The organism is Streptomyces galbus, assembly GCF_005280195.1.
Lineage (GTDB): Bacteria > Actinomycetota > Actinomycetes > Streptomycetales > Streptomycetaceae > Streptomyces > Streptomyces galbus.
The window spans coordinates 240,241-264,533 of the sequence record NZ_SZPR01000031.1 but is presented as its reverse complement, the minus strand read 5'-3'; the positions used below and the strand labels follow the sequence as shown (position 1 = coordinate 264,533).

Genomic DNA, 24,293 nt, shown 5'->3' with positions numbered 1-24,293 from the left:
AAGCCTTCCGCGGCCTACTGTTGAGAGGTGCGCCTGCCGGGCCCCACTGCGGTCGGGGCATCCCCGCGCTCGCGATGCGCAGGGGAAAGGGTTTTCCAACGCGGCGCCGTGGATGGTTCGTCGGGCATCGGGCCGCGGGGCGTGGGCACCGCCGGCTGTGAGAGGGACGGGAATGGAACCGACCGAGAGCGCCGCGACGCACGCGCGGCTGCCCTGGCTCCGGACGGCCGGCACCCGGTGGGCGGGCCGGTGGCCGGCCCGGCCGGGCCGGCGTCCGGGTGCCCCCGGGCACCCCGCCGGGCGGCCCGCCACCGGTGCCGCGCCGTCCGGGCCGTCGGCGTCGATCGCGTCGTCTGCGTCTGCGTCTGCGTCCGGGTCGTCCGGGTCGTCCGTCCCCGTGGCGCCCGCCGCCCCGCACGCCCGCACCCGCGGCCTGCTGCCCGTCCTCCCGGTCTCCCTCGGACTGCCCGGCGCCGACACCGAACGCCACCCGTCCTGGCCCGCGCTGCCCGCCGCCGTGGTCGCGGCCGCCGGCTTCGCCCTGGGCGCCGGTTTCTACCGCGCCTTCACCGGCGACCACGCGCTGTTCCCGTCCGGGACGACCGGCTGGTCGCTCGCCCTGCTCAGCGGCGTCATCGTCGGCCACCTGGTGATGCTCGGCCGGGCCCGCTGGTGGGGCGGCACCGGCTCCGGGGCCGCCCTCACCCTGGCCGTGCTGCTGCTGTACGGCTGGGTGCCCGCCGGCATGGTCAGCCTCACCGTCGTCGTCCTGGTCGGCATAGCCCGGCGCCACCGCTGGCGCCAGGGCGTGCTGCAGGGCGCCGTGGACATCCTCGGCATCGGCGCCGGCGCCCTGCTGCTGGCCGCCTGCGGACGCGTGCCGTCCGTCGAGAACCCCTGGGACCCCGGCACCTGGACCCTCTACACGGCCCCCCAGGTGATCCTGGTGGCCGTCGCCTACCTCGCCGTCACCCGCGTACTGCTGTGGTACCTGAACGCCCCGCGCGGGGGACTGCCCACCGTCGCCCGCACCGCCCTGGTCCGGCAGGGCCTGGTCGCCGTCGCCCTGCTCGGCATCGCCCCGCTGGTGTGCGTGGTGGCCGTCGCCAAGCCCGTCCTGCTGCCGCTGTTCGCCATCCCGCTGATCGCCCTCGACTCCACGCTGTGGATCGCCCGGGCCCGCGCCGAGGAGCAGCTCCGCGACCCGCTGACCGGACTGCCCAACCGGCAGTGGCTGCTGGAGCGCACCTGGACCGCCCTCGACGACGCCGAGCGCATCGGGGCCCGCGCCGCGCTCATGCTGATCGACCTCGACCGGTTCCGCTCGGTCAACGACACCCTGGGCCACCTCGCCGGGGACCGACTGCTGCTCCAGACGGCCGACCGGCTGCGGGTGGCGCTGCCGCGCGGCGCGGAGGTCGCCCGGCTCGGCGGGGACGAGTTCGCCGTCTTACTGCCCGTCGCCGACTCCACGACGTCCGCGACCCGCGTCGCGCGCGCCCTGGTGTCCGCGCTCAGCTCCCCGCTCGACCTCGACGGCCTCACGCTCGTGCTGGAGGCCAGTGCCGGGGTCGCCGTCTTCCCGGACCACGCCCTCGACGCGGAGGGACTGCTGCGCCGCGCGGACGTGGCGATGTACCAGGCGAAACGCGACCGTACGGGCGTGGAGGTGTACGAGTCGAAGCGGGACTCGAACACCCCCGACCGGCTGGGCCTGCTGGGCGACCTGCGCCGGGCCCTGGACGCCCACGAGGTGCAGTTGCACTACCAGCCGAAGGTCCGCTTCGACGGCCAGGTGGCCGGTCTGGAGGCGCTGGTGCGGTGGGTGCACCCGGAGCGCGGGAAGGTGCCGCCGGACGAGTTCATCGCGATCGCCGAGTCCTCCGGGCTGATGCCCCACCTGACGGAGTACGTGCTGGAGACCGCGCTCGGGCAGGTGGCCCGGTGGCGGGAGCAGGAGCTGTTCGTGCCGGTCGCGGTGAACGTCTCGCCGCGGGACGTGCACACGCCGGGCTTCGCCGGCTCGGTGGCCGCGCGGCTGGCCCGGCACGGGGTCCCGGCCGGCGCGCTGCAGTTGGAGATCACCGAGCACGTACTGCTGGAGGACCCGCAGCGGGCCGCCGACACGCTGAACGCGCTGACCGGGCACGGCGTGAAGATGTCCCTGGACGACTTCGGCACCGGGTACTCCTCGCTGGTGCACCTGCGGCGGCTGCCGGTCAGCGAGCTGAAGATCGACCGGTCGTTCGTGGCGCGGCTGGCCGTGGACGCCGAGGACGCCGAGATCGTGCGCTGCACGGTGGACCTGGCGCATTCGCTGGGCCTGCTCGTCGTCGCCGAGGGCGTCGAGGACGACGAGACCTGGGAGCGGCTGCGCGACCTGGGCTGTGACGCGGTGCAGGGCTGGCTGGTCGCCGCGGCGATGCCGCCCGAGGAGATGACCGCGTGGCTGCTGGCCCGCGGCTCCCGCGGCTGGCAACGCCCCCGAGCGGCCCTGCCGGCCGCCGAGTAGCCCCCCGGCCGCCCTCAGGCCCGCCGGCGGCCCTTCCCCGGCCGCCTCTCAGACCCTCGTGGCCTCATGCCCTCCCCGGGTTGCCGCTCAGACCCTCCCCGCCGTGAAGTGCCCGATCAGCAGGTCCAGTCGGCGGGCGTGGTCCGCCTCCGGCAGGCGGGCGCTGCGCAGCAGGGTGATCAGGCCGTGCAGGCTCGCCCAGAACGTCTCCGTCAGCAGGGGGACGTCGTCGCCGTCGGCGGCGATGGGCTCCACCGCCCGCACCAGTTCGCCGAACGCCTCCTGCAGCGGGGCCGGCGCCTCGGGCGTCGCGAACGGCAGGTCCACGGCGTGCGTGAACATCGCGTCGTACAGCGCGGGCCGCCGCCGGCCGAACGCCGTGTACGCCTCGCCGACCGCCGCCAGCCGCGCCCGCGCCCCCGAGGCGGCCTCCCGTGCGGCGCGCAGCTCGACCGCGAGCTCGGCGCAGCCTTCCACCGCCACCGCCGCCATGATCGCGTCCTTGCCCTTGAAGTGGCTGTAGAGGACCGGCTGGCTGTACTCGATCTCGGCCGCCAGGCGCCGTGTGGTCACGGCGTCCCAGCCCTCGGCCTCGGCCAGCTCGCGCGCGGCCGTGACGATCAGCCGCTCCCGCTCCGCTCGTTCGCGCTCCCGGCGCGTCTGGATCGACATGCTCCCGATTCTAGCAGCGCTAGCCAACCTGTCGGCGCTCGTGCTAGCTTCGCTACAACAGCTAGCACCGCTAGCACCACTCATCAGGGGGCTCCCATGACCGTCACCGCGTACACCCTGGCCATCCTGCTCGACCTGTTCTGCCTGTTCCTGGGCTACCGCTTCTGGTTCCGGCCGACCCCTGCCGCCGCGGGCTACGGCGTGCCGGCCGACGCGCACGGCGACGCGGGGGCCTACCTGTCCGTCAAGGGGCTGCGCGACGGCACCCTCGGGCTGGTGGGCCTGGCGCTGCTGGCCTTCGTCGGGGTCCGCGCGGAGGCCTGGTTCATGGTCTGCGTGGCGCTGGTCCCGCTCGTCGACACGGTGATCGTCCTGCGGCACGGCGGGCAGAAGGCCGTCGCGTTCGGGATCCACTTCGCCACCGCGGTCGTTGTACTGGTCAGCGCGGCCCTGCTGTTCGCCGTCTGACCGCGTCCACCACGGGCCACCGGGCCCGCACGCCCACCGGGGGAGCCGACGATGTCGCTGTTCGTGCCGAAGTTCGACGAGACCGTCCTGGTCCGTGACGCCGAGGCCGAGGTGGTCGGGGGCGACCCCGTCGCCGTACGGCTGCTGGCCGACAGCAGTGCCACCGGTGGCGCGCTGTCCACGGTGCGCGTGACCCTCGCGGAGGGCGCCGACGGCGCCAAGCCGCACGTGCACCACCACTCCGCCGAGATGTTCTACGTCCTCGACGGCACCGCCGAGGTCCTGTCCGGCGACGACGTGGTCACCGCCGGGCGCGGCGACCTGATCGTCGTCCCGCCGGACCGCCCGCACGCCTTCGCCGCCGCGCCCGGCGCCCCGCTGGACCTGCTCATCGTGATCACGCCGGGCGTGGAGCGCTTCGCCTACTTCCGCCACCTGCAGCGCATCCGCCTGGGCGAGGTCACCCCGGAGAGCCTGCTGGAGGTCCAGGAGCTGTACGACAACCACTTCCTGACCAGCCCCGCCTGGGACACCCGGCACTGAGCCCGGGAAACCGTTCGACGGCGACCCGGGGGAAACCGTTTAACGGCCGGAGCCCCCCGCCCCCTAGGATTGGCCCCACACCACACACACTCACCCCAGAGGAACGCTGCATGCCTGGCATCACGCGCGAGGAGGTCGCCCACCTCGCCCGGCTGGCGCGTCTGGAGCTGAAGCCCGAAGAGCTCGACCACTTCGCGGGACAGCTGGACGACATCATCGGCGCGGTCGCCCGCGTCAGTGAGGTCGCCGACCAAGACGTACCGCCGACCTCGCACCCGCTCCCGCTGACGAACGTCATGCGCGCGGACGAGGTCCGTCCGTCGCTCACCCCCGAGCAGGCGCTGTCCGGCGCCCCGGCCCAGGAGCAGCAGCGTTTCAAGGTGCCGCAGATCCTGGGGGAGGAGTAACCCGCCATGACGGACATCACCAAGCTCACCGCCGCCGAGACCGCCGCCCGGATCGCCTCCGGCGCGCTCACGGCCGTCGAGGTCACCGAGGCCCACCTGGCCCGGATCGAGGCCGTCGACGAGAAGGTGCACGCCTTCCTGCACGTGGACCGCGAGGGCGCGCTCGCCCAGGCCCGGGCCGTCGACGCCAAGCGCGAGCGCGGGGAGGAGCTCGGCCCGCTGGCCGGCGTCCCCCTCGCCCTCAAGGACATCTTCACCACCGAGGGCATCCCGACGACCGTCGGCTCCAAGATCCTCGAGGGCTGGATCCCGCCGTACGACGCGACGCTCACCCGGCGCCTGAAGGACGCCGACGTGGTCATCCTCGGCAAGACCAACATGGACGAGTTCGCCATGGGGTCCTCCACCGAGAACAGCGCCTACGGCCCGACCGGCAACCCCTGGGACCTCACCCGGATCCCCGGCGGCTCCGGCGGCGGCTCCTCGGCCGCGCTGGCCGCGTACATGGCGCCGCTGGCCATCGGCACCGACACCGGCGGCTCCATCCGCCAGCCGGCCGCCGTCACCGGCACGGTCGGCGTGAAGCCGACGTACGGCGCGGTGTCCCGGTACGGCATGGTCGCCTTCTCGTCCTCCCTCGACCAGGGCGGCCCCTGCGCCCGCACGGTCCTGGACGCGGCCCTGCTGCACGAGGTCATCGCCGGGCACGACCCGCTCGACTCCACCTCCATCGACGCCCCGGTCCCGGCGGTCGTCGAGGCCGCCCGCAACGGCAGCGTCCAGGGCATGCGCGTGGGCGTCGTCCAGCAGTTCCGCGGCGAGGGCTACCAGGCCGGCGTCATCCAGCGGTTCGACGAGTCGGTGGCGCTGCTGAAGGAGCTGGGCGCCGAGATCGTCGAGCTGGACTGCCCGTCCTTCGACCTCGCGCTGTCGGCGTACTACCTGATCGCGCCCTCCGAGTGCTCCTCCAACCTGGCCCGCTTCGACGGCCTGCGCTACGGCCGGCGCAGCGGCGACGACGGCACCCGCTCCGCCGAGGACGTCACCGCCCTCACCCGCGCGGAGGGCTTCGGCCCGGAGGTCAAGCGCCGCATCATGCTGGGCACGTACGCGCTGTCGAGCGGCTACTACGACGCGTACTACGGCTCGGCACAGAAGGTCCGCACGCTCATCACCCGGGACTTCGAGAAGGCGTTCGAGCAGGTCGACGTGATCGTCTCCCCGACGACCCCGACCACCGCCTTCCCGATCGGCGAGCGCGCCGACGACCCGATGGCGATGTACCTCGCGGACCTGTGCACCATCCCGACCAACCTGGCGGGCAACGCGGCGATGTCGCTGCCGTGCGGCCTCGCCCCGGAGGACGGGCTCCCGGTGGGCCTGCAGATCATCGCCCCGGCGATGCAGGACGACCGGCTGTACAAGGTGGGCGCCGCCGTCGAGGCCGCCTTCGTGGAAAAGTGGGGACACCCGCTGCTGGAGGAGGCACCGTCGCTGTGAGCGCACTGACCAAGGCCAAGGGCTTCAAGAAGTCGAAGTCCGGCACCTACCTGTCCATGGCCGCGACCGCGTTCGGCGCGGTCGGCGCCGCGAAGCAGATCAAGAAGGCCCGCGCCGAGAACGACACGCTGCGGCTCGTCGACGCGGTCGTCACCGCCGCCGGCATCGTCACCGGCCTCGCCCTCCTCTACCGCGAGCTGAAGCGGCTGGGCGACGACGACGTCCTGCTGGGCTGAGAGGGAAGTACTCACCGTGACCACCACGATCGACCTGGTGTCGTACGAGGACGCGCTGGCGTCGTACGACCCCGTCATGGGCCTCGAGGTCCATGTCGAACTCGGCACCCGCACCAAGATGTTCTGCGGCTGTTCGACCGCGCTCGGCGCCGACCCGAACTCCCAGACCTGCCCCGTCTGCCTCGGCCTGCCCGGCGCGCTGCCGGTCGTCAACGCGACCGGCGTCGAGTCCGCGATCAAGATCGGCCTCGCGCTGAACTGCGAGATCGCCGAATGGTGCCGCTTCGCCCGGAAGAACTACTTCTATCCGGACATGCCGAAGAACTTCCAGACCTCCCAGTACGACGAGCCGATCGCCTTCGACGGCTACCTCGACGTGCAGCTCGAGGACGGCGAGACCTTCCGCGTGGAGATCGAGCGCGCCCACATGGAGGAGGACACCGGCAAGTCGACGCACGTCGGCGGCGCCACCGGCCGTATCCACGGCGCGTCCCACTCGCTGCTGGACTACAACCGCGCGGGCATCCCGCTCATCGAGATCGTCACCAAGCCGATCGTGGGCGCCGGCGAGCGCGCCCCCGAGGTGGCGAAGGCGTACGTCCGTGAGCTGCGCGAGGTCATCCGGGCCCTCGGCGTGTCCGAGGCCCGCATGGAGATGGGCCAGATGCGCTGCGACGTGAACCTCTCGCTGCGCCCGAACGGCACCGAGAAGTTCGGCACCCGGTCCGAGACGAAGAACGTCAACTCGCTGCGGTCCGTGGAGCGCGCGGCCCGCTTCGAGATCCAGCGGCACGCGGCCGTGCTGTCCTCCGGCGGCACGATCGTGCAGGAGACCCGCCACTTCCACGAGGACACGGGGTCCACGACCTCGGGCCGCGTGAAGGAGGAGGCCGAGGACTACCGGTACTTCCCGGAGCCCGACCTCGTCCCCGTGGCGCCCTCGCGCGCGTGGGTCGAGGAGATCCGTGCCGCGCTGCCCGAGCTGCCGCTGGCCCGCCGCACCCGGCTGCTGGCCGAGTGGGGCATCTCCGCCACCGACATGCAGGCGATCCTCAACGCCGGTGCGCTGGAGCCGATCGTCGCCACGATCGACGCCGGCGCGGACGCGGCGTCCGCCCGCAAGTGGTGGATGGGCGAACTCGCCCGCAGCGCCAACGAGTCGGGCAAGGCACTCGACGAACTGGCCATCACCCCGCAGCAGGTGGCCCGGGTCACCGAGCTCGTCGCGAAGGGCGACCTGAACGACAAGCTGGCCCGCCAGGTCATCGAGGGCGTCCTCGCGGGTGAGGGCACCCCGGACGAGGTCGTCGACCAGCGCGGTCTGAAGGTCGTCTCCGACGAGGGCGCGCTGACCGCCGCCGTCGAGGACGCCATCGCCGGCAACCCGGGCGTCGCCGACAAGATCCGCGGCGGCAAGGTGGCCGCGGCCGGTGCCCTGGTCGGCGCGGTCATGAAGGCCACCCGGGGCCAGGCCGACGCGGCCCGCGTCAAGGAGCTGATCCTGGAGAAGCTCGGCGTCACCGAGGGCTGAGCCCACGCGAACGGCCCCGGAGACGACCCGCCTCCGGGGCCGTTCGCGTGCCCGCACGCCCTCGTCCTCCGGGTCCGCCGGCGCCCCGGAACCGTCGGATCGGCTCCGGCGCCCGCGCCCGGGCGGGGCCGCAGGCGTCCCGGAACCACCCGCTCCGTGCCCGTGCGCGGCCGACCGGGTACGCTCCCGCGCCATGAGTGGACGTACCGACTCCGACACCCACGAGCACATACGCGCCGACGCCGGAACCGACGCCGACGCCGACGGCGGGGACCTGGCCGGCCCGGAGGGTGACGGCGGCGGGGACGGGGACGGGGAGTACGCCGTCGAGGACGCCCGGCGGGCCCGCTGGACGGCGACCGCGGCGGGTGCCGTACTGACCCTGGCCGGTCTCGCCGCCTCCCTGCTGCGCCTGACCGGGTCCGCCCCGGCGCTCGTCCCCGCCGCCTACGCCCTCGGGGCCGCCGTCTGCGCCCTCGGCGCGCTCCTCGGCGCCCGCGGCCGCACCCGCCGCGCCCTGTGGCTGCTGATCGCCGGTGTGATGGTGATGGCCGTCGGGGACCAGTCCGACTGATCCGGCCCGTCCCCCGCTTATGCAGGGCTTACGCCGACTGACACCGATTGCGTTGTTGTCCTGTGATCCCGCTCCCACTCCTGTGAAAAGCCCCACGAACGCGGCAAAGGATCTCCAACGCCTGGAAGAGTGACCTCGCATCGCTCATGCGTTCTTTGCGGGCCGTTCAGCTCATGGACGACTGTTCCCGGCCAAAGATCCACAATTCACCCGGGAGCACGTTCGTGGCAGCCCTCGCACGCTGGTGTGTCCAGCGCCGCCTCGTCGCCGTCCTGCTGTGGCTGTTCGCCCTCGGCGGGGTGAGCGCCGCCGCCGCGGTCGCGGGAAGCGCGTACTCCAACGACTACGCGGTCCCCGGCACCGAGGCCGGCCACGCGGCCCGGCTGCTGGAGAAGGGCTTCCCGGGGCTCGGCGGCGACGCCGACACCGTCGTCTGGCACACCGGCTCCGGCTCGGTGCGCGCCGCCGACGTCGAGCAGACGATGACCCGCGCACTGGACCGTATCGCCGACCTCCCGGGCATCGCCTCCGTGACCAGCCCGTACGACCCGGGGACCGGCGCCGTCAGCGCCGACGGCCGCACGGCCTACGCCACCGTCACCTTCACCGACGGCGCCGAGGACATCGGCCGGGGGGAGGCGCAGGCGGTGGTGGACACCGCCAAGGGCGCCGAGTCCGACGGGCTGCGGGTGGAGCTGGGGGGCAGCGCCATGTCCCTCACCGAGGCCCCCGGCGGGCACCTGGCCGAGGTGGTCGGCGTGGTCGTCGCCGCCGTCGTGCTGTTCCTCGCCTTCGGCTCGCTCGCCGCCTCGCTGCTGCCGATCGCCACCGCCCTGGTCGGCGTCGGCACCGCGTACGCCGGGATCGCGCTGCTCGGGCACGCCATGACCGTCGCCGACTTCGCACCCATGCTCGGCCTGCTGATCGGGCTCGGCGTCGGCATCGACTACGCGCTGTTCATCGTGACCCGGCACCGGCGCGGCCTCAAGCGCGGGCTGTCCGTCACCGAGGCGGCCACCACCGCCGTCGCCACCACCGGACGCGCCGTCGTCTTCGCGGGCGCCACCGTGTGCATCGCCCTGCTCGGCATGCTCACCCTGCGGCTGACCTTCCTCAACGGCGTCGCCGTCGCCGCCTGTCTCACCGTCCTGCTGACGGTCGCCGCCTCGGTCACCCTGCTGCCCGCCCTGCTCTCCTTCATCGGCCCGTGCGCCCTGAGCCGCCGGGAGCGGCGCCGGCTCGCCGAGCACGGGCCCGAACCGGAGGTCCCGACCGGGTTCGCGGCCCGCTGGTCGGCGCTGGTCGAGCGTCGGCCCAAGCTGCTCGGCGCGCTCGCCCTCGCCGTCGTCACCGTCCTCGCGCTGCCCACCCTGGGGCTGCGCCTGGGCACCTCCGACCAGGGCAACGACCCCACGGCCACGACGACCCGCCAGGCGTACGACCTCCTCGCCGACGGCTTCGGGCCGGGCGTCAACGGCCCGCTGACCCTGGTGACGCGCGTGGCGGGCGGCGAGGACCGGCTCGCCCTGGACAACCTCGACGCCACCCTGCGCACCACCGAGGGCGTCGCGTCCGTCACCCCCGTGACCTACGACTCCGCCGGCACGACCGCCCGCCTCACCGTGGTGCCCGACTCCGCGCCGCAGTCCCAGCGGACCAGCGAGCTGGTCGACCGGCTGCGCCAGGAGGTGCTGCCCCGCGCCGAGACGGGCACGTCGCTGGACGTGCAGGTCGGCGGTATCACCGCCGGCTACGACGACTTCGCCGACGTGATCGTCGGCAAGCTGCCGCTGTTCGTCGGCGTCGTCGTCGGCCTCGGCTGTCTGCTGCTCCTGCTGGCCTTCCGGTCCGTGGGCATCCCGCTCAAGGCCGCCGCGATGAACGTCGCCGCCGTCGCCGCCTCCTTCGGGGTGGTCGTGGCCGTCTTCCAGTGGGGCTGGGGGAGCGAGCTGCTCGGGCTCGGCCGGGCGGGCCCGATCGAGCCGTTCCTCCCGGTGATCATGGTGTCGGTGCTGTTCGGGCTGTCCATGGACTACCAGGTCTTCCTGGTCAGCCGGATGTACGAGGAGTGGCTGGAGACCGGGGACAACCGGCGCGCCGTCCGGGTCGGGCTCGCCGAGACCAGCCGGGTCATCAACTCCGCCGCGGTCATCATGATCTCGGTCTTCCTCGCCTTCGTGCTCAGCGGCGACCGGGTGATCGCCATGTTCGGCATCGCGCTCGCCGCCGCCGTCGCCCTGGACGCCTTCGTCCTGCGCACCCTGCTGGTGCCGGCCCTGATGCACCTGCTGGGCGACGCCAACTGGTGGCTGCCCGGCTGGCTGGAGCGCCGGCTGCCCCGCATCAGCATCGAACCGCCCGAGTGCCGCGCCGCCGCCCTGGACCGGCTCACCGACGTCGTGGCCGAGGTCGAGGAGATCGACGCGGCCGTGCGCGGCCCTCGCAACGATCATTAAGCAACCTCTCAGAGAGCGTCCGTACGGTGCCAGGCATGGAAACCACGACTGACCAGACCGCCGAGGACGCCCGCACCGAGGGCGCCGCCACCGAGGAGGCCGCCAGCGAGGACGGCACCACCGAGGACGCCGCCACCGAGGACGCGAGCGGGGCCGGCGCGGACGCCGACGCCGACGCCGAGACGGACGCCGAGGCGGCCGGGCCCTCCGGCGTCGGACAGGGCGCCGGGGCCGTCGTCTCCGTCGCGCTCGGCATCGTCTCCCTCACCGGCAACTGGACGGGCACCGTGGCCGCCGCCCGCGAGACCCTGGTCGGCCAGTTGAAGACCTCCTCCACGGCGAGCGTCTCCCAGCAGATCAAGGAGGTCTACGGCGACGCCTGGCACACCACCGCGCTGTGGGCCGGCCTGTTCGCGCTGGTCGCGCTGGTCACCGCCGCCGTCGTGCTGGTCCGCCCGGCCTTCGGCGCCCCCGGCAGGCCGCAGGCGCCCTGGATCAAGTCGGTCGCCTGGGCCGGTGTCGCGCTCGGCGTGATCGGCCTGCTGCTGGCCGTGCTGAAGTACAGCGACGCCCTGCTCGGACTGCCGCCCGCGAGCTGAACCGGCTCCGTCCCGGGGAGGGGTCTTAGGCCCCGGCGTACCTGCCTTACGCCGGGTCCGGGGCCCCTCACGCGCGTCTAAGGCACCGCGCCGTCGCGAAGATGCGGAACTCTCCCGATGTGGCGGACCCGCCTCGGAGACGAAGGTGGAGGCATCGCAACCGAGCGAAGCCGACACACTCCTCGAGGGGACCGCATGTACGAGTACGAGATCCAGCAGCTCCGTTCCGCCGAACTCATCCGCCAGGCCGACCGCGAGCGGCTCGCCCGCGAGGCCCTCCGCGGCCGCCGGACCGCCCGGCGCGAGGCCGCCGGACGCACCGCCGCCCGCGAGGGCGACACCGGCCGGTCCGATACCGGCGGTACCGGCGGTACCGGCCATACCCGCCGCCCCTGGCGGCTGCGGTCCGCCCGCACCGCGTGAACGCCCCCGCGGCCCCGGCCCTCCCCGAAGAAATCACCGGGGCGGCGCCGGGGCCCTGTGTCATGCTCGGGCCCGTGCAGACCAGGTCCGTCTCCCCCGTGTTCGTGGGCCGCGCCGCCGAGTTGGGCACCCTCGACGACGCGCTCGCCCGGGCCGCCGCGGGCGAGCCGCAGGCGCTGCTCCTCGGCGGCGAGGCCGGGGTGGGCAAGACCCGGCTCGTCGAGGAGTTCACCGCCGCGGCCGCCCGCTCCGGCGCCGTCGTCGCGGTCGGCGGCTGCGTCGAGATCGGCGCCGACGGGCTGCCGTTCGCCCCCTTCTCCACCGCGCTGCGCGCCCTGCACCGCGCCCTGCCCGACGACCTGGCCGCCGCCGCCGCGGGCCAGGAGGAGGAGCTCGCCCGGCTGCTCCCGGAGTTCGCCCAGCCCGGCACCGGCCGCCACGACGAGGAGGGCACCGCCCGCCTCTTCGAGCTCACCGTGCGGCTGCTGGAGCGCGTCGCCGCCGAACGCACCGTCGTCGTCGCCCTGGAGGACCTGCACTGGGCCGACGCCTCCACCCGCCACCTGCTGTCGTACGTGGTGCGCACCGTGCGCACCGGCCGCCTCGTCGTCCTCGCCACCTACCGCAGCGACGACATCCACCGCCGCCACCCGCTGCGCCCGCTGCTCGCCGAACTCGACCGGCTGCGCACCGTCCACCGCATCGACCTCGGCAGGTTCACCCGCGCCGAGGTCGAGCGGCAGGTCGCCGGCATCCTCGCCGCCGACCCCGACCCCGCGCAGGTCGACGCGATCTTCGAACGCTCCGACGGCAACGCCTTCTTCGTCGAGGAACTCGCCGTCGCCGCCCGCCAGGGCTGCCGCACGGGACTGACCGACTCCCTGCGCGACCTGCTGCTCGTCCGGGTCGAGGCGCTGCCCGAGAGCGCCCAGCGGGTGGCGCGGATCGTCGCCGAGGGCGGCTCCACCGTCGAGTACCGGCTGCTGGCCGCCGTCGCCCGGCTCGGCGAGGACGACCTGCTGGCGGCGCTGCGGGCGGCCGTCAACGCCAACCTGCTCCTCGCCACACCCGACGGCGACGGCTACCGTTTCCGCCACTCCCTGGTCCGCGAGGCCGTCAGCGACGACCTGCTGCCCGGTGAGCGCTCCCGCCTCAACCGCCGTTACGCCGAGGCCCTGGAGGACGACCCGGGGCTCGTCCCGGCCGACGAGCGGGCCATGCGGCTGGCCAGCCACTGGTACCGCGCCCACGACCCGGCCAAGGCCCTGCCCGCCGTCCTCGACGCGTCCGTCCAGGCCCGCGCCCGCCACGCCCACAGCGAGCAACTGCGCCTCCTGGAGCGGGCAATGGAACTGTGGGACACCGCCCCCGAGGAGGTCCGCGCCCGGCTGAGCCCCATGGACCACCCCGAGTCCTACCCGCCCCCGCCGCCGGCCCGGCCCGCGGCGGACCCCGACGGCCGCCACGCGTCCGGGACCCCGCCCCGCTACCTCGACCTGATGGCCGAGGCCACCGTCGCCGGCCGGCTGTGCGGGGAGCGCGAGCGCGCCCTGAAGACCGCCCGGCGGGCGCTGCGGCTGCTGGAGGAGGAGCACGACCCGCTGCGCTCGGCGTGGTTCTGGATCCAGTGCGCCCGGCTGACGCGGCAGGTAGGCCGGGGGGACGGCCGGGCGGAGCTGTCCCGGGCCGAGGAGTGCGTGCGCGGCCTGCCGCCCGGCCGGGTGCACGCCGAGGTCCTCGTCCAGGTCGCCAACTGGGCGATGATCCACGCGCCCGGACCGGACGCCTTCCGCGCCGCCGAACGGGCCGTCGAGTACGCCCGCATGGTCGGCGCCCGCGAGACCGAGCTCAACGCCCGCCAGATCCTCGGCACCCTCCAGCTCGCCTCCGGCCACACCGAGACCGGCCTCAGCGCGCTGCACGAGGTCAAGGAACGCGCGCTCGCCGAGGACATCCCGACCGTGGCGCTGAACGTCTACGTCAACCTGCCCTCCGGACTGGAGGCGATCGGCCGCTCCCGCACCGCCGTGCCCCTCCTGGAGGAGGGCGTCGCCTTCGCCCGGCGCCACTGCCTGTCCGACAGCGAGGGCTGGGTGTGGGGGAACCTCGCCGAGTCCCTGATGTCGCTGGGCCGTTGGGACGAGGCCGACCGCGCCCTCACCGCCGGGCAGGTCGGCCAGGGCGCCACCACCCGCGGCTTCCTGGCCACGGTCCGCGCCGAACTCGCCTTCGAGCGGGGCGAACGGGAGGAGGCGCGCCGGCATCTCGCCGTGGCCCGCGACCTGTTCCGGGCGCAGGAGGACGCCGCGCAGCACGAGCTGCCCCTGACCCGGGTCGCGATCGGCCTCGACGCCGCCGAGGGCCGCCCCGACCGGGCGCGCGCCCACCTCGACCGGGTCCTCGCGGCCGGCTTCCCGCCCGGTGCCGAGCGCTACGGCTGGCCGCTCCTGGTCACCGCGGCCGCCGTGGAGGCCGGCGCCCCCTCACCCGACCCCGGCCGCACCGCCGCCCTGCGCCGCACCGCCAAGGCACTCACCGCGGCCGTCCCGCTGTGGCGGGCCCACCAGGACTGGGTGCGCGCCGAACTGGCGCGCGCCGAGGGCCGCGGCGACCCGGGGGAGTGGAGCGCGGTGGTCACCGCCTTCGAAGGGCTGGAACGCCCCTACGACCTGGCCCGCACCCGCCTCCGGCTGGCCGAGGCCCTCCTGGCCACGGGCGGCGACCGCGACGGCGGCGGCCCCGACCGGGACGGCCACGGCGGCAGCGACGACCAGGACCAGGACCGCGGCAGCCACGACCACGACGGCGACCGCGGCGACGAGCGCGCCCGTGCCACCGAACTCCTGCGCCTGGTCCTCGCGGTCGCCGAGCACCTCGGTGCCCGCCCCCTCGCCGACGCCGCGACCCGGCTCGCGCAGCGCGCCCGCCTCCCCGCCCTGGGCGGGGCCGCCCCCGCCGACCCGCACGGCCTGACCAACCGCGAGCGCGAGGTGCTGCGCCTGGTCTGCGCCGGGCGCACCAACCGGCAGATAGCGGAGGAACTGTTCATCTCCCCGAAGACGGCCGGCGTCCACGTCTCCCACATCCTCGGCAAGCTGGGCGTCTCCGGCCGGGGCGAGGCGGCGGCCCTCGCCCACCGCCTGGGCTTGTTCCCGCCGGAGGTGGAGGGGAGGCTGGTGGCGGGCTGAGACGGCGCCGGACCCCGGCGCCGCCCCCGGACGCGGGAGGAAGCGCGATGTTCAACGCCTTCGAGGACCTGTTCGCGCCGGGGCGCAAGCACACCCGGGACGAGCAGAACCGCCTGGAGCTGACCCGCGAGGACGTCGGCGACGCCGATCCCGGCCGGGGACCGATAGACCTCGCCTCCGGGACGGTGGTCGTCCGCCCGCCCGAGCAGGACGGCTCGGGGGAGGAGACACCCCCTAGCTGACCTCCAGCTCCAGAATCCGGTCGTCGCCCTTCTTCGGCGTCCCCCGCCCGTCCGTGTTGCTCGTGGTCAGCCACAGCTTGTCCCCGCCGGCGGCCACCACCGTCCGCAGCCGCCCGTACTCACCCTGGAGGAAGTCCTGCGGGGCCGCGGACGCCCGGGTGCCCTCGAGCGGGATGCGCCACAGGCGCTGCCCCTTCAGCCCCGCCGTCCACAGGGAGCCCCGGGCGTAGGCGAGGCCGCTGGGGGAGGCGTCGTCGGTGTGCCACTGGGCGACCGGGTTCTGGTACGCCGCGTCGTCGCTCCTGCCCTCGGCCTCGGGCCAGCCGTAGTTGCCGCCCGGCTTGATCGCGTTCAGTTCGTCCCAGGTGTCCTGCCCGAACTCCGAAGCGAACAGCCGCTGCCTGTCGTCCCAGGCCAGGCCCTGCACGTTGCGGTGGCCGTAGGAGTACACCGGGGAGCCGAACGGGTTGCCCGGGGCCGGCTCGCCCTCGGGCGTCAGGCGCAGGATCTTGCCGGCCAGGGAGTCCTTGTCCTGGGCCAGCCCCCGCTCGCCGGTCTCGCCGGTGCCGACGTAGAGCATCCGGTCGGGTCCGAAGGCGATCCGGCCGCCGTTGTGGATCACTCCCTTGGGGATGCCCTTGAAGACCGTGTCGGGCGCGCCGAGCTGCTCGCCGGCCGGCTTCTTGTCGTCGTACAGCATCCGGACCACGCGGTTGTCCGACGCCGACGTGAGGTACGCGTAGATCATGTGGTCCGAGGCGTAGTCGGGGGACAGGGCGATGCCCAGCAGGCCGCCCTCGCCGTCCGGTTCCACGCCCGCGACCTCGCCCAGCTCGGTCCTGCGGCCGGTGTCCGCGTCGATCCGGGTGATCGTGCCCCCGTCGCGGGAGGAGACCAGCAGGTCGCCGTCCGGGACCGGGGCGAGGCCCCACGGTGTGTCCAGGCCCCCGGTGACCGTGCGGACCACCTTCACCGTGCCCTTCGCCGGTGGCGTCGGCTCGGCCGGGCTCGGGGACGCGGACCGCGCCGGAGCGGTCCCGGCCGAGGTGCGGCCGGTGTCCGGCGCGCCCCCGTCGCCGGCGGAGCAGCCGGCCGTCAGCAGCAGCGCGCTCACGGCCAACACGGCCGGTACGGCTCGACGTTGCACGATCTCGTCCCTTCGACGCGGCGGGTTCTCCCTGTCATACACCGCGCGCGGCTCCCCGGGTTCCCGATCACCGCACAGCGAACCGCTCCGGGGCGGCGGAACGGACGCCGACGCGTCGCGTGCCGGGGGCCCGGAAGCCCGCCGGTGTCAGTCCCAGGACCCCTGCGCGGCGGGCAGCCCGTCGATCTCCGCCAGGTCCTCCGGCGTGAGCCGCAGGCCGGCCGCCGCCGCGTTCTGCGCGACCCACCGCTCCTGCTTGGTGCCCGGCACCGGTATGACGTGCCGCCCCCGGGACAGCACCCAGGCCAGCGCCACCTGCGCGGCGGTGACGTCCTCGCCGTGGCGGCGGGCGATCCGGCGCAGACCCGCCACGACGGGCTGGTTCGCGGCCATCATCTCGGCCGTGAAGCGGGGGTGCCGGGCGCGCAGGTCCTCGGGCTCGAAGCCCGCGCCGGGCCTGAGGGTGCCGGTGAGGAAACCGTTCCCCAGGGGCATCGCCGCGAGGAACCCCACACCCCGCTCCTCGCACCACGGCAGCAGCGCGTCCAGCGCCTCGGGCGACCACACCGACAGCTCGGCCTCGACCGCGCTCACCGGGAAGACCTGCTGCACCCGTCCCAGCTGGCGCAGCGTGGCGTCGTACAAGCGGGGCCCCGGCGTGCGGCGGCCGCCCCGCACGCCGACCGCGCACAGCCCGAGCGCCCGCACCTTGCCCGCCCGCACCAGGTCCGCCATGGCGCCCCAGGTCTCCTCGACGGGCACCTCGGGGTCGGCGCGGTGCAACTGGTAGAGGTCGATCACATCGGTCTGCAGCCGGCGCAGCGAGGCGTCGCAGGCCCTCCTGACGTACCCGGGGCGGCCGTTGGCCACGATGTGCTGCTCACCGATGAGCAGGCCGACCTTCGTCGACACGAACGCGTCCTGCCGCCGCTCCTTCAACGCCCGCCCCAGCAAAAGCTCGTTGGTGAACGGGCCGTACATGTCGGCCGTGTCGAGCAGCGAGACACCCAGGTCTAGCGCCCGGTGCACGGCCCTCAGCGACTCCTCGCCCCGCTGCCGCGACGCGCTGTACGCCCAGCTCATCGGCATGCACCCGAGTCCGACGGCCCCCACCGCGAGCGCCCCCGCGCCGATCGTCCTGCGCTCCACCTGCCCGTGACCCTCCCTGTGCCGACCCCCAACCTAACCTCTGCGCCCGCACGCCCCTGACATAGCCTCCTGGCATGACCCACGACGCGCCCCGAGACGTATGGCTCCCGCTCCCGCCCGACGGCATCGACGGCCTGCCCGAGGGCCCCAACTACCTCTTCTACGACGGCGGGGACGACGGCACCCAGCCCTTCCCCGGGGACCCGGCGGACTGCGCCGTCTACGTCGTGCCCTACCTCAAGCGGCAGTCCGTGAAGGTGCGACCGCTGCCGCTGCTGCGCAACGTCCGCGTGGTGCAGACCCTCAGCGCGGGCGTCGACGACATCACCGGCCACCTGTCCGACCTGCCCGCCGGCGTCAGCCTGTGCAACGCCCGCGGGGTGCACGAGGCGAGCACCGCCGAACTGGCCGTCGCCCTCACCCTGGCCTCGCTGCGCGGCATCCCCGGGTTCGTGCGGGCGCAGCAGGAGGGGCGCTGGCAGAGCGCCTTCCACCCCGCGCTCGCCGACCGGAGCGTGCTGATCGTCGGCTACGGCTCGATCGGCGCCGCCGTCGAGGACCGGCTCGCGCCGTTCGAACTCGCGCGGGTGGTGCGCGTCGCGCGCTCCGCGCGCACCACGGAGCGCGGTCCGGTGCACCCGATCGCCGATCTGCCCGCCCTGCTCCCCGACGCGGACGTCGTCATCCTGTCCACCCCGCTCACCGAGGCCACCCGCGGCCTGGTGGACAAGGACTTCCTGGCCCGGATGAAGCAGGGCGCGCTCCTGGTCAACGTCGCCCGCGGGGCCGTCGTCGACACCGACGCCCTGCTCGCCGCCCTGGAGAGCGGCCGCGTCACCGCCGCCCTGGACGTCGTGGACCCCGAACCGCTGCCGCCCGGCCACCCGTTGTGGCAGGCGCCCGGTGTGCTCATCAGCCCGCACGTCGGCGGCCCCACCTCCGCCTTCCTGCCCCGCGCCGAGCGGCTGCTGGTGGACCAGTTGGGCCGGTACGTGAACCGGGAGCCGCTGCGGAACGTGATCCTGACGACGGGCGCGGCGAGCGACTGAGCCGCTCCGGGCACCCTCCGCAGTCCCCCGTACGCGGTCCGTGCGCGCGTCGCCGCTGGTCGTCACTGAGCGTAGAGGAACTATGTCCCTGAGTGACGATCCTGGTGTATCGTCCCGACAGGGGCTGCGCCGTGCACGTTCGGCGCCGGGGACGGACATTTCAGACTGCAGGGGGGCGACGGGCGATGCACGGCCTATGGACGAACGACCCGACGCGGCGGAGCCGTCGGCGGCGACCCTGGCGCACGACGGCGCGCAGACGCGCCCACGGCGCACCTCCCGGCCTTCAGGGCGCACGGACCAGTCACCCCCGCCGGCCGGGCGGCCGTCGCCGGCAGACCCACCCGGTCCACCGGGCCCTGCGGGACCCGGGGCCGGCGCGCGCCAGGAGGCCCCGGTGACCTCGCCGACGTCGACCTCCACGCCCGTGCTCGACGGGACGCCGAGGGAGCGGCCCCCGGTGGGCGCCGCCCCGGTCGGACCCCGGCCCTCCGCGCCCCTGCGGCCCGGCCTGGTCCACCAGATGCTGCTGGCCCTGGTCTGCGCGGGATACGCCGTCGGCTCCGCACTCGACTGGGGCTCCGAGCGACTCGCCCTGGTCATGGGCGACTTCGGGCTGGCCGCCGCGGCCGGCACCGCGGCCGTCTCCTGCTTCCTCTACGCGCGCACCCGCCGGGTGCGCTTTCGACCGGCCTGGCTGCTGTTCGCCCTCTCCTCGGCGATGGCGGCCCTCGGCAACGGCGTCTGGGGATGGTACGAGGTCGTCCTGCGGCGGCCCGTGCCCAGCCCCTCCTACGCCGACCTGTTCTTCCTGTGCTTCGCCCCGCCGGCCATCGTCGGCCTGCTGGTGCTCGCCACCCGGCCCATGACCAAGGCCGGATGGGTCTGCCTCGCCCTGGACGCCTGGCTGATCGCCGGCTCGCTGCTCACCCTGTCGTGGAGCCTCGCGCTCGCCCAGGCCGCCCGGTTCGACGGACCCAGCGTCGCGCACGCCGCGCTGTCCCTGGCGTACCCGCTGATGGACATCGCCCTGGTGAGCATGGTGCTGGTGCTGCACTTCCGGCGCTCGACCGTGAACCGCACGGCGGTGAACACCGCGATCGGGGCACTCGCCCTCACCGTGATGTGCGACGCCCTGTTCACCTCCCCGCTGCTGCACAACAACTACCGCTCGGGCCAGCTCCTGGACGCCGGCTGGTTCGCGGGCTCCCTGCTGCTCGCGTACGCCCCGTGGGCCTCCACCCGCCACGCCCGCCGCCAGGCGGCGCGCGAGGGGCACACGCGCGTGGTCCACGAGCACCTGCCCGGACAGCGCACCGGCACCCCGCACGCCCCGGCCGCGGCCCCGGCGCACCCTGCGGTCCAGGCGCCGGCGGCCCCGGGCGGCGACCCCGGTCGCTACCCGGCCACCCGGCCGATCACCGGCTCCCTGGCCGCCCTCACGCCGTACCTCGCCGCCGCCGTCTGCACGCTGGGCATCCTCTACAACGTGCTCAACGGCCGCAGCGTCGACCGCGTCGTCCTGATCACCGGCGGGGCCGTCGTCCTGGCCCTCGTGGTGCGCCAGGGCATCATGCTGCTGGACAACATCACCCTCACCCAGGAACTGGCGCAGAAGGAGAACCACTTCCGCTCCCTGGTGCAGGGCTCCAGCGACGTCATCATGATCGCCGCCCCCAGCGGCGTCCTGCGCTACGTCTCCCCGGCCGCCGCCGGGGTCTACGGCCGCCCCGCCGAGGAACTGGTCGGCACCGAACTGGCCGGTCTGATCCACCCGGAGGACCTCGGCTGCGTGGTGCACGAACTGCGCCGCTTCCTCGCCGCCGACCCCGCCGAGGAACCCACCACCCGCATCGAGTGCCGCTTCCGGTCCGGCGGCTTCCGGTCCGGCGGCGGGGGCGCCGCCCGGCCGGGCGACGCCGGGAGCGGCGGGGGCTGGCTCAACGTCGAGTCCACCGTCAACCGCCACCACGGCGGCCTCATCTTCAACTGCCGTGACGTGACCGAACGCGTCCGCCTCCAGGCGCAGTTGCAGCATAACGCCGAGCACGACCCGCTCACCGACCTGCCCAACCGCGCCCTGTTCACCCGGCGCGTCCAGCACGCCCTGTCCGGCCGCCGCAGCTCCGACCGGGGCACCGCCCTGCGCAACACCGCCGTGCTCTTCATCGACCTCGACGGCTTCAAGGCGGTCAACGACACCATCGGGCACCAGGCCGGCGACGCCCTGCTCGTCCAGGCCGCCCGCCGCCTGCAGGATGCGGTCCGCCAGGGCGACACCGCCTCGCGGCTCGGCGGCGACGAGTTCGCGGCCCTGATCGTCGGCGACACCACCCGCGACCGCGGCGCACGCGAACGGCACATCCTGGAGCTCGCCGACCGCCTCAGACTCACCCTCTCCCAGCCCTACGACATCGACGGCTCCGACGTCCGGGTCGCCGCCTCCATCGGCGTGGCCTTCGCCGAGCCGGGCCTCGGCGCGGGCGAGCTCCTGCGCAACGCCGACCTCGCGATGTACCGGGCCAAGGCGGCCGGCAAGGGCCGCGTCGAGCTGTACAAGCCGCAGATGCAGCAGGACGTCGTCCGCAAGGCGGAGCTGGCCACCCGGCTGCGGGCCGCCCTGCACGACGGCGAGTTCACGCTGCTGCACCAGCCCGTGGTGCGCCTGGCCGACGGCCGGATCACCGCGGTCACCGCCGAGGCGCGCTGGCGGTCCTCCCAGGGCGTGCTGTTCACGCCCGCGGAGTTCCTGCGGGTGGCCGAGGACGGCGACCGCACCGCGGAGCTGGGCCGCTGGATGCTGGAGAAGGCCGTCGCGCAGGCCGCCGAGCGGGCCGCGGCCGGCCTGAGCGCCCCGGTGGGCGTGCGCATGGGCGCGCGGCGGCTGGTGGACCGGTCGATGCCGCCCGGCTCCGTGGAGGCCCTGCTGACCCGGCACGGCCTGCCGTCGGGCTCGCTCGTCGTCGAGGTCACCGACCTCGACCCGCGGGTCTCCTTCGACGAGCTGGAGCGCCGCCTGGGCGCCCTGCGCCGGCACGGGGTGCGCGTCGCGCTGGACGCCTTCGGCAGCGGCTACGGCGCGCTCACGGCGCTGCGCAGGCTCCCCGTGGACGTGCTGCGGCTCGACCGCGGTCTGGTCGAGGGCGTCGTCGAGTCCGCCCGGCTGCACAAGATCACCAGCGGGCTGCTGAGGATCGCCGCCGACCTGGGGCTGCAGTCCGTGGCCGAGGGCGTGGACCTGCCCGAACAGGTCGTCGCCCTGCGCGCGATGGGCTGCACCCACGGCCAGGGCATGGCCTTCTCGGGCCCGCTGGACGAGTACCGGCTGCGCCGCTCGCTGCGCGCCGGGCGCTGTCCGGTGCCGCAGGGCACGGCCGAACCGGCGCTCGCGGGCGGCGCGGCCCTGCGGTACACCGGAGGGGTCACCGCCGTCCTCGGTGGTGGGACCGCCCTCTGCTCACATGATGAGACGCCCGTCCCACCCACTTGACACGTGGTGCGCGTCGGGGGGAGGGTCAGTGCCATGCGCACCCGAATTCTCGTACTTGGACAGCGCGTCGGCTGACGCTGAGCCCTCCACCGCTCAGCGACCTCCACCCGGCGCGCTCCCCTCGCTTGCCTTACGGCACGAGGGGTTTTTTGTTGCACGGATACCTGTCGTGCGGCAGCCGAACCCCGCCCGAACCTCGCAAAAACCCTCAGCATCGAGAAGAGAATGCCGATGACCGAGCAGGCCACCGGGGCCCCTCACCCGCAGCCGCGGCCCCGATCCGGAGGACACCAGTCCGCCCCCGAGCACGTCACGGGTGCGCAGTCCCTCATCCGTTCGCTCGAGGAGGTCGGTGTCGACACGGTGTTCGGCATCCCCGGCGGCACGATCCTCCCGGCGTACGACCCGCTGATGGACTCCACCAAGGTCCGCCACATCCTGGTCCGCCACGAGCAGGGCGCCGGCCACGCGGCCACCGGCTACGCGCAGGCCACCGGCAAGGTCGGCGTCTGCATGGCGACCTCGGGACCGGGCGCCACCAACCTGGTGACCCCGATCGCCGACGCGCAGATGGACTCCGTGCCGCTGGTCGCGATCACCGGCCAGGTGGTCTCCTCGGCGATCGGCACCGACGCCTTCCAGGAGGCGGACATCGTCGGCATCACCATGCCGATCACCAAGCACAGCTTCCTGGTGACCAAGGGCGAGGACATCCCCCGGGTGATCGCGGAGGCGTTCCACATCGCCTCCACCGGCCGCCCCGGTCCGGTCCTGGTCGACATCCCCAAGGACATCCTGCAGAAGCAGACCACCTTCTCCTGGCCGCCGGTCCTGGACCTGCCCGGCTACCGGCCGGTGACCAAGCCGCACGCCAAGCAGATCCGCGAGGCCGCGAAGCTGATCACCGCCGCCAGGCGGCCCGTGCTCTACGTCGGCGGCGGCGTGCTGAAGGCGCAGGCCACCGCCGAGCTGAAGGTCCTCGCCGAGCTGACCGGCGCGCCCGTCACCACCACCCTCATGGCGCTGGGCGCGTTCCCCGACAGCCACCCGCAGCACCTGGGGATGCCGGGCATGCACGGCTCCGTCGCCGCCGTCACCGCGCTGCAGAAGGCCGACCTGATCGTCGCCCTCGGCGCCCGCTTCGACGACCGCGTCACCGGCAAGCTGGACAGCTTCGCGCCGTTCGCCAAGATCGTCCACGCGGACATCGACCCGGCCGAGATCGGCAAGAACCGCGCCGCCGACGTGCCGATCGTCGGTGACGCCCGCGAGGTCATCGCCGACCTGGTGCAGGCGGTCCAGAAGGAGCACGCCGAGGGCCACCGCGGCGACTACGGCGCCTGGTGGAAGGACCTCGACCGCTGGCGCTCGACCTACCCGCTGGGCTACGACCTGCCCGCGGACGGCTCGCTCTCCCCGCAGCAGGTCATCGAGCGCATCGGCCGCCTCGCCCCGGAGGGCACGATCTTCACGGCGGGCGTCGGCCAGCACCAGATGTGGGCCGCGCACTTCATCACGTACGAGAAGCCCGCCACCTGGCTGAACTCCGGCGGCGCGGGCACCATGGGCTACGCGGTCCCGGCCGCGATGGGTGCCAAGGCCGGCGCGCCGCAGCAGACGGTGTGGGCGATCGACGGCGACGGCTGCTTCCAGATGACCAACCAGGAGCTCACCACCTGCGCCCTGAACAACATCCCGATCAAGGTCGCGGTCATCAACAACGGCGCCCTCGGGATGGTCCGCCAGTGGCAGACCCTGTTCTACAACCAGCGCTACTCCAACACGGTGCTGCACTCCGGGCCCGACGACGTCAACCCGCAGGCCCGCGGCACCCGCGTCCCCGACTTCGTGAAGCTGTCGGAGGCCATGGGCTGCTACTCGATCCGCTGCGAGGACCCCGCCGACCTCGACAAGGTCATCGAAGAGGCCAACAGCATCAACGACCGCCCGGTGGTCATCGACTTCATCGTCCACGAGGACGCGATGGTGTGGCCGATGGTCGCCGCCGGCACCTCCAACGACGAGATCATGGCCGCCCGGGACGTCCGCCCGGACTTCGGCGACGGCGAAGACGACTGACCGCGACCGGCAAGGAAGAGCAGAACAC

General features: G+C 74.1%; 19 protein-coding genes. 16 read left to right on the top strand and 3 right to left on the bottom strand.

What is annotated here, in order from left to right; genetic code table 11:
• Positions 1-172 precede the first annotated feature (172 nt).
• Positions 173-2,512 carry a putative bifunctional diguanylate cyclase/phosphodiesterase gene (locus E4U92_RS31830; protein WP_137303893.1) on the top strand — a complete coding sequence of 780 codons (2,340 nt, stop codon included), beginning with the start codon at positions 173-175 and terminating at the stop codon, positions 2,510-2,512.
• Between the two features lie 87 nt (positions 2,513-2,599).
• On the opposite strand, the gene E4U92_RS31825 is transcribed toward E4U92_RS31830, so the two are convergent.
• Complete coding sequence (locus E4U92_RS31825; RefSeq protein WP_137303892.1) at positions 2,600-3,184, bottom strand: TetR/AcrR family transcriptional regulator; 585 nt, start codon at positions 3,182-3,184, stop codon at positions 2,600-2,602.
• Between the two features lie 96 nt (positions 3,185-3,280).
• Between E4U92_RS31825 and E4U92_RS31820 the strand changes: the two genes are divergently transcribed.
• From E4U92_RS31820 to E4U92_RS31765, 12 genes are all read left to right on the top strand, one after another.
• A complete protein-coding gene (locus E4U92_RS31820; RefSeq protein ID WP_137303891.1) occupies positions 3,281-3,652 on the top strand; it encodes a DUF4267 domain-containing protein in 372 nt (123 codons plus the stop codon).
• A 51-nt stretch (positions 3,653-3,703) separates the two neighbouring features.
• The gene (locus E4U92_RS31815; protein WP_137303890.1) at positions 3,704-4,195 is read left to right on the top strand and encodes a cupin domain-containing protein; all 492 of its coding nucleotides are present in this window, start codon (positions 3,704-3,706) and stop codon (positions 4,193-4,195) included.
• Between the two features lie 110 nt (positions 4,196-4,305).
• Entirely contained in the window at positions 4,306-4,602 is a 297-nt protein-coding gene (gatC, locus tag E4U92_RS31810) for an Asp-tRNA(Asn)/Glu-tRNA(Gln) amidotransferase subunit GatC (RefSeq protein ID WP_006130840.1), read from the top strand.
• Positions 4,603-4,608: 6 nt separating this feature from the next.
• Positions 4,609-6,102: an Asp-tRNA(Asn)/Glu-tRNA(Gln) amidotransferase subunit GatA gene (gatA, locus tag E4U92_RS31805; protein ID WP_137303889.1), complete on the top strand. Its 1,494-nt coding sequence runs from the start codon at positions 4,609-4,611 to the stop codon at positions 6,100-6,102.
• Positions 6,099-6,338 carry a hypothetical protein gene (locus E4U92_RS31800; protein ID WP_137303888.1) on the top strand — a complete coding sequence of 80 codons (240 nt, stop codon included), beginning with the start codon at positions 6,099-6,101 and terminating at the stop codon, positions 6,336-6,338. Before gatA ends, E4U92_RS31800 begins: the two co-directional genes overlap by 4 nt.
• Before the next feature lie 16 nt (positions 6,339-6,354).
• Complete coding sequence (gatB, locus tag E4U92_RS31795) at positions 6,355-7,869, top strand: Asp-tRNA(Asn)/Glu-tRNA(Gln) amidotransferase subunit GatB (RefSeq protein ID WP_137303887.1); 1,515 nt, start codon at positions 6,355-6,357, stop codon at positions 7,867-7,869.
• Between the two features lie 193 nt (positions 7,870-8,062).
• The gene (locus E4U92_RS31790; protein ID WP_229863014.1) at positions 8,063-8,443 is read left to right on the top strand and encodes a hypothetical protein; all 381 of its coding nucleotides are present in this window, start codon (positions 8,063-8,065) and stop codon (positions 8,441-8,443) included.
• 224 nt (positions 8,444-8,667) lie between these two features.
• Positions 8,668-10,899, top strand: a complete 2,232-nt coding sequence (locus E4U92_RS31785) for an MMPL family transporter (protein ID WP_137303886.1) — start codon at positions 8,668-8,670, stop codon at positions 10,897-10,899.
• A 35-nt stretch (positions 10,900-10,934) separates the two neighbouring features.
• The gene (locus E4U92_RS31780) at positions 10,935-11,498 is read left to right on the top strand and encodes a hypothetical protein (protein ID WP_137303885.1); all 564 of its coding nucleotides are present in this window, start codon (positions 10,935-10,937) and stop codon (positions 11,496-11,498) included.
• Positions 11,499-11,693: 195 nt separating this feature from the next.
• Positions 11,694-11,921, top strand: a complete 228-nt coding sequence (locus tag E4U92_RS31775) for a hypothetical protein (protein WP_137303884.1) — start codon at positions 11,694-11,696, stop codon at positions 11,919-11,921.
• A gap of 62 nt (positions 11,922-11,983) precedes the next feature.
• On the top strand, positions 11,984-15,109 hold the full coding sequence (locus E4U92_RS31770; RefSeq protein ID WP_137303883.1) for a helix-turn-helix transcriptional regulator: 3,126 nt from the start codon (positions 11,984-11,986) through the stop codon (positions 15,107-15,109).
• A 47-nt stretch (positions 15,110-15,156) separates the two neighbouring features.
• Positions 15,157-15,351 (top strand): DUF6191 domain-containing protein, encoded by a 195-nt coding sequence (locus E4U92_RS31765; RefSeq protein WP_137303882.1) that lies wholly within the window; start codon positions 15,157-15,159, stop codon positions 15,349-15,351.
• Here the strand turns inward: E4U92_RS31765 and E4U92_RS31760 are convergent.
• Both E4U92_RS31760 and E4U92_RS31755 read right to left on the bottom strand, forming a co-directional pair.
• A complete protein-coding gene (locus tag E4U92_RS31760; RefSeq protein WP_137303881.1) occupies positions 15,344-16,498 on the bottom strand; it encodes a PQQ-dependent sugar dehydrogenase in 1,155 nt (384 codons plus the stop codon). The genes E4U92_RS31765 and E4U92_RS31760 overlap by 8 nt on opposite strands.
• A 147-nt stretch (positions 16,499-16,645) precedes the next feature.
• Positions 16,646-17,647 carry an aldo/keto reductase gene (locus tag E4U92_RS31755; RefSeq protein ID WP_137303880.1) on the bottom strand — a complete coding sequence of 334 codons (1,002 nt, stop codon included), beginning with the start codon at positions 17,645-17,647 and terminating at the stop codon, positions 16,646-16,648.
• Between the two features lie 74 nt (positions 17,648-17,721).
• Here E4U92_RS31755 and E4U92_RS31750 point away from each other — a divergent pair, with 74 nt between their 5' ends.
• The 3 genes from E4U92_RS31750 to E4U92_RS31740 all read left to right on the top strand — a co-directional run bounded on the left by E4U92_RS31750 (position 17,722) and on the right by E4U92_RS31740 (position 24,265).
• Positions 17,722-18,696, top strand: a complete 975-nt coding sequence (locus E4U92_RS31750) for a 2-hydroxyacid dehydrogenase (protein WP_137303879.1) — start codon at positions 17,722-17,724, stop codon at positions 18,694-18,696.
• A gap of 397 nt (positions 18,697-19,093) precedes the next feature.
• The gene (locus E4U92_RS31745) at positions 19,094-22,186 is read left to right on the top strand and encodes a putative bifunctional diguanylate cyclase/phosphodiesterase (RefSeq protein ID WP_168725234.1); all 3,093 of its coding nucleotides are present in this window, start codon (positions 19,094-19,096) and stop codon (positions 22,184-22,186) included.
• A gap of 231 nt (positions 22,187-22,417) precedes the next feature.
• A complete protein-coding gene (locus E4U92_RS31740) occupies positions 22,418-24,265 on the top strand; it encodes an acetolactate synthase large subunit (protein ID WP_174864098.1) in 1,848 nt (615 codons plus the stop codon).
• Positions 24,266-24,293: the final 28 nt, after the last annotated feature.

Bases quoted from the DNA above. Each gene is read 5' to 3' on its own strand.
- gatC (WP_006130840.1), top strand. From the start codon at position 4,306: ATGCCTGGCATCACGCGCGAGGAGGTCGCCCACCTCGCCCGGCTGGCG.
- E4U92_RS31825 (WP_137303892.1), bottom strand. From the start codon at position 3,184: ATGTCGATCCAGACGCGCCGGGAGCGCGAACGAGCGGAGCGGGAGCGG.
- E4U92_RS31740 (WP_174864098.1), top strand. From the start codon at position 22,418: ATGACCGAGCAGGCCACCGGGGCCCCTCACCCGCAGCCGCGGCCCCGA.
- E4U92_RS31780 (WP_137303885.1), top strand. From the start codon at position 10,935: ATGGAAACCACGACTGACCAGACCGCCGAGGACGCCCGCACCGAGGGC.
- E4U92_RS31790 (WP_229863014.1), top strand. From the start codon at position 8,063: ATGAGTGGACGTACCGACTCCGACACCCACGAGCACATACGCGCCGAC.
- E4U92_RS31820 (WP_137303891.1), top strand. From the start codon at position 3,281: ATGACCGTCACCGCGTACACCCTGGCCATCCTGCTCGACCTGTTCTGC.
- E4U92_RS31765 (WP_137303882.1), top strand. From the start codon at position 15,157: ATGTTCAACGCCTTCGAGGACCTGTTCGCGCCGGGGCGCAAGCACACC.
- gatA (WP_137303889.1), top strand. From the start codon at position 4,609: ATGACGGACATCACCAAGCTCACCGCCGCCGAGACCGCCGCCCGGATC.
- E4U92_RS31830 (WP_137303893.1), top strand. From the start codon at position 173: ATGGAACCGACCGAGAGCGCCGCGACGCACGCGCGGCTGCCCTGGCTC.
- E4U92_RS31750 (WP_137303879.1), top strand. From the start codon at position 17,722: ATGACCCACGACGCGCCCCGAGACGTATGGCTCCCGCTCCCGCCCGAC.
- E4U92_RS31775 (WP_137303884.1), top strand. From the start codon at position 11,694: ATGTACGAGTACGAGATCCAGCAGCTCCGTTCCGCCGAACTCATCCGC.
- E4U92_RS31815 (WP_137303890.1), top strand. From the start codon at position 3,704: ATGTCGCTGTTCGTGCCGAAGTTCGACGAGACCGTCCTGGTCCGTGAC.
- E4U92_RS31770 (WP_137303883.1), top strand. From the start codon at position 11,984: ATGCTCGGGCCCGTGCAGACCAGGTCCGTCTCCCCCGTGTTCGTGGGC.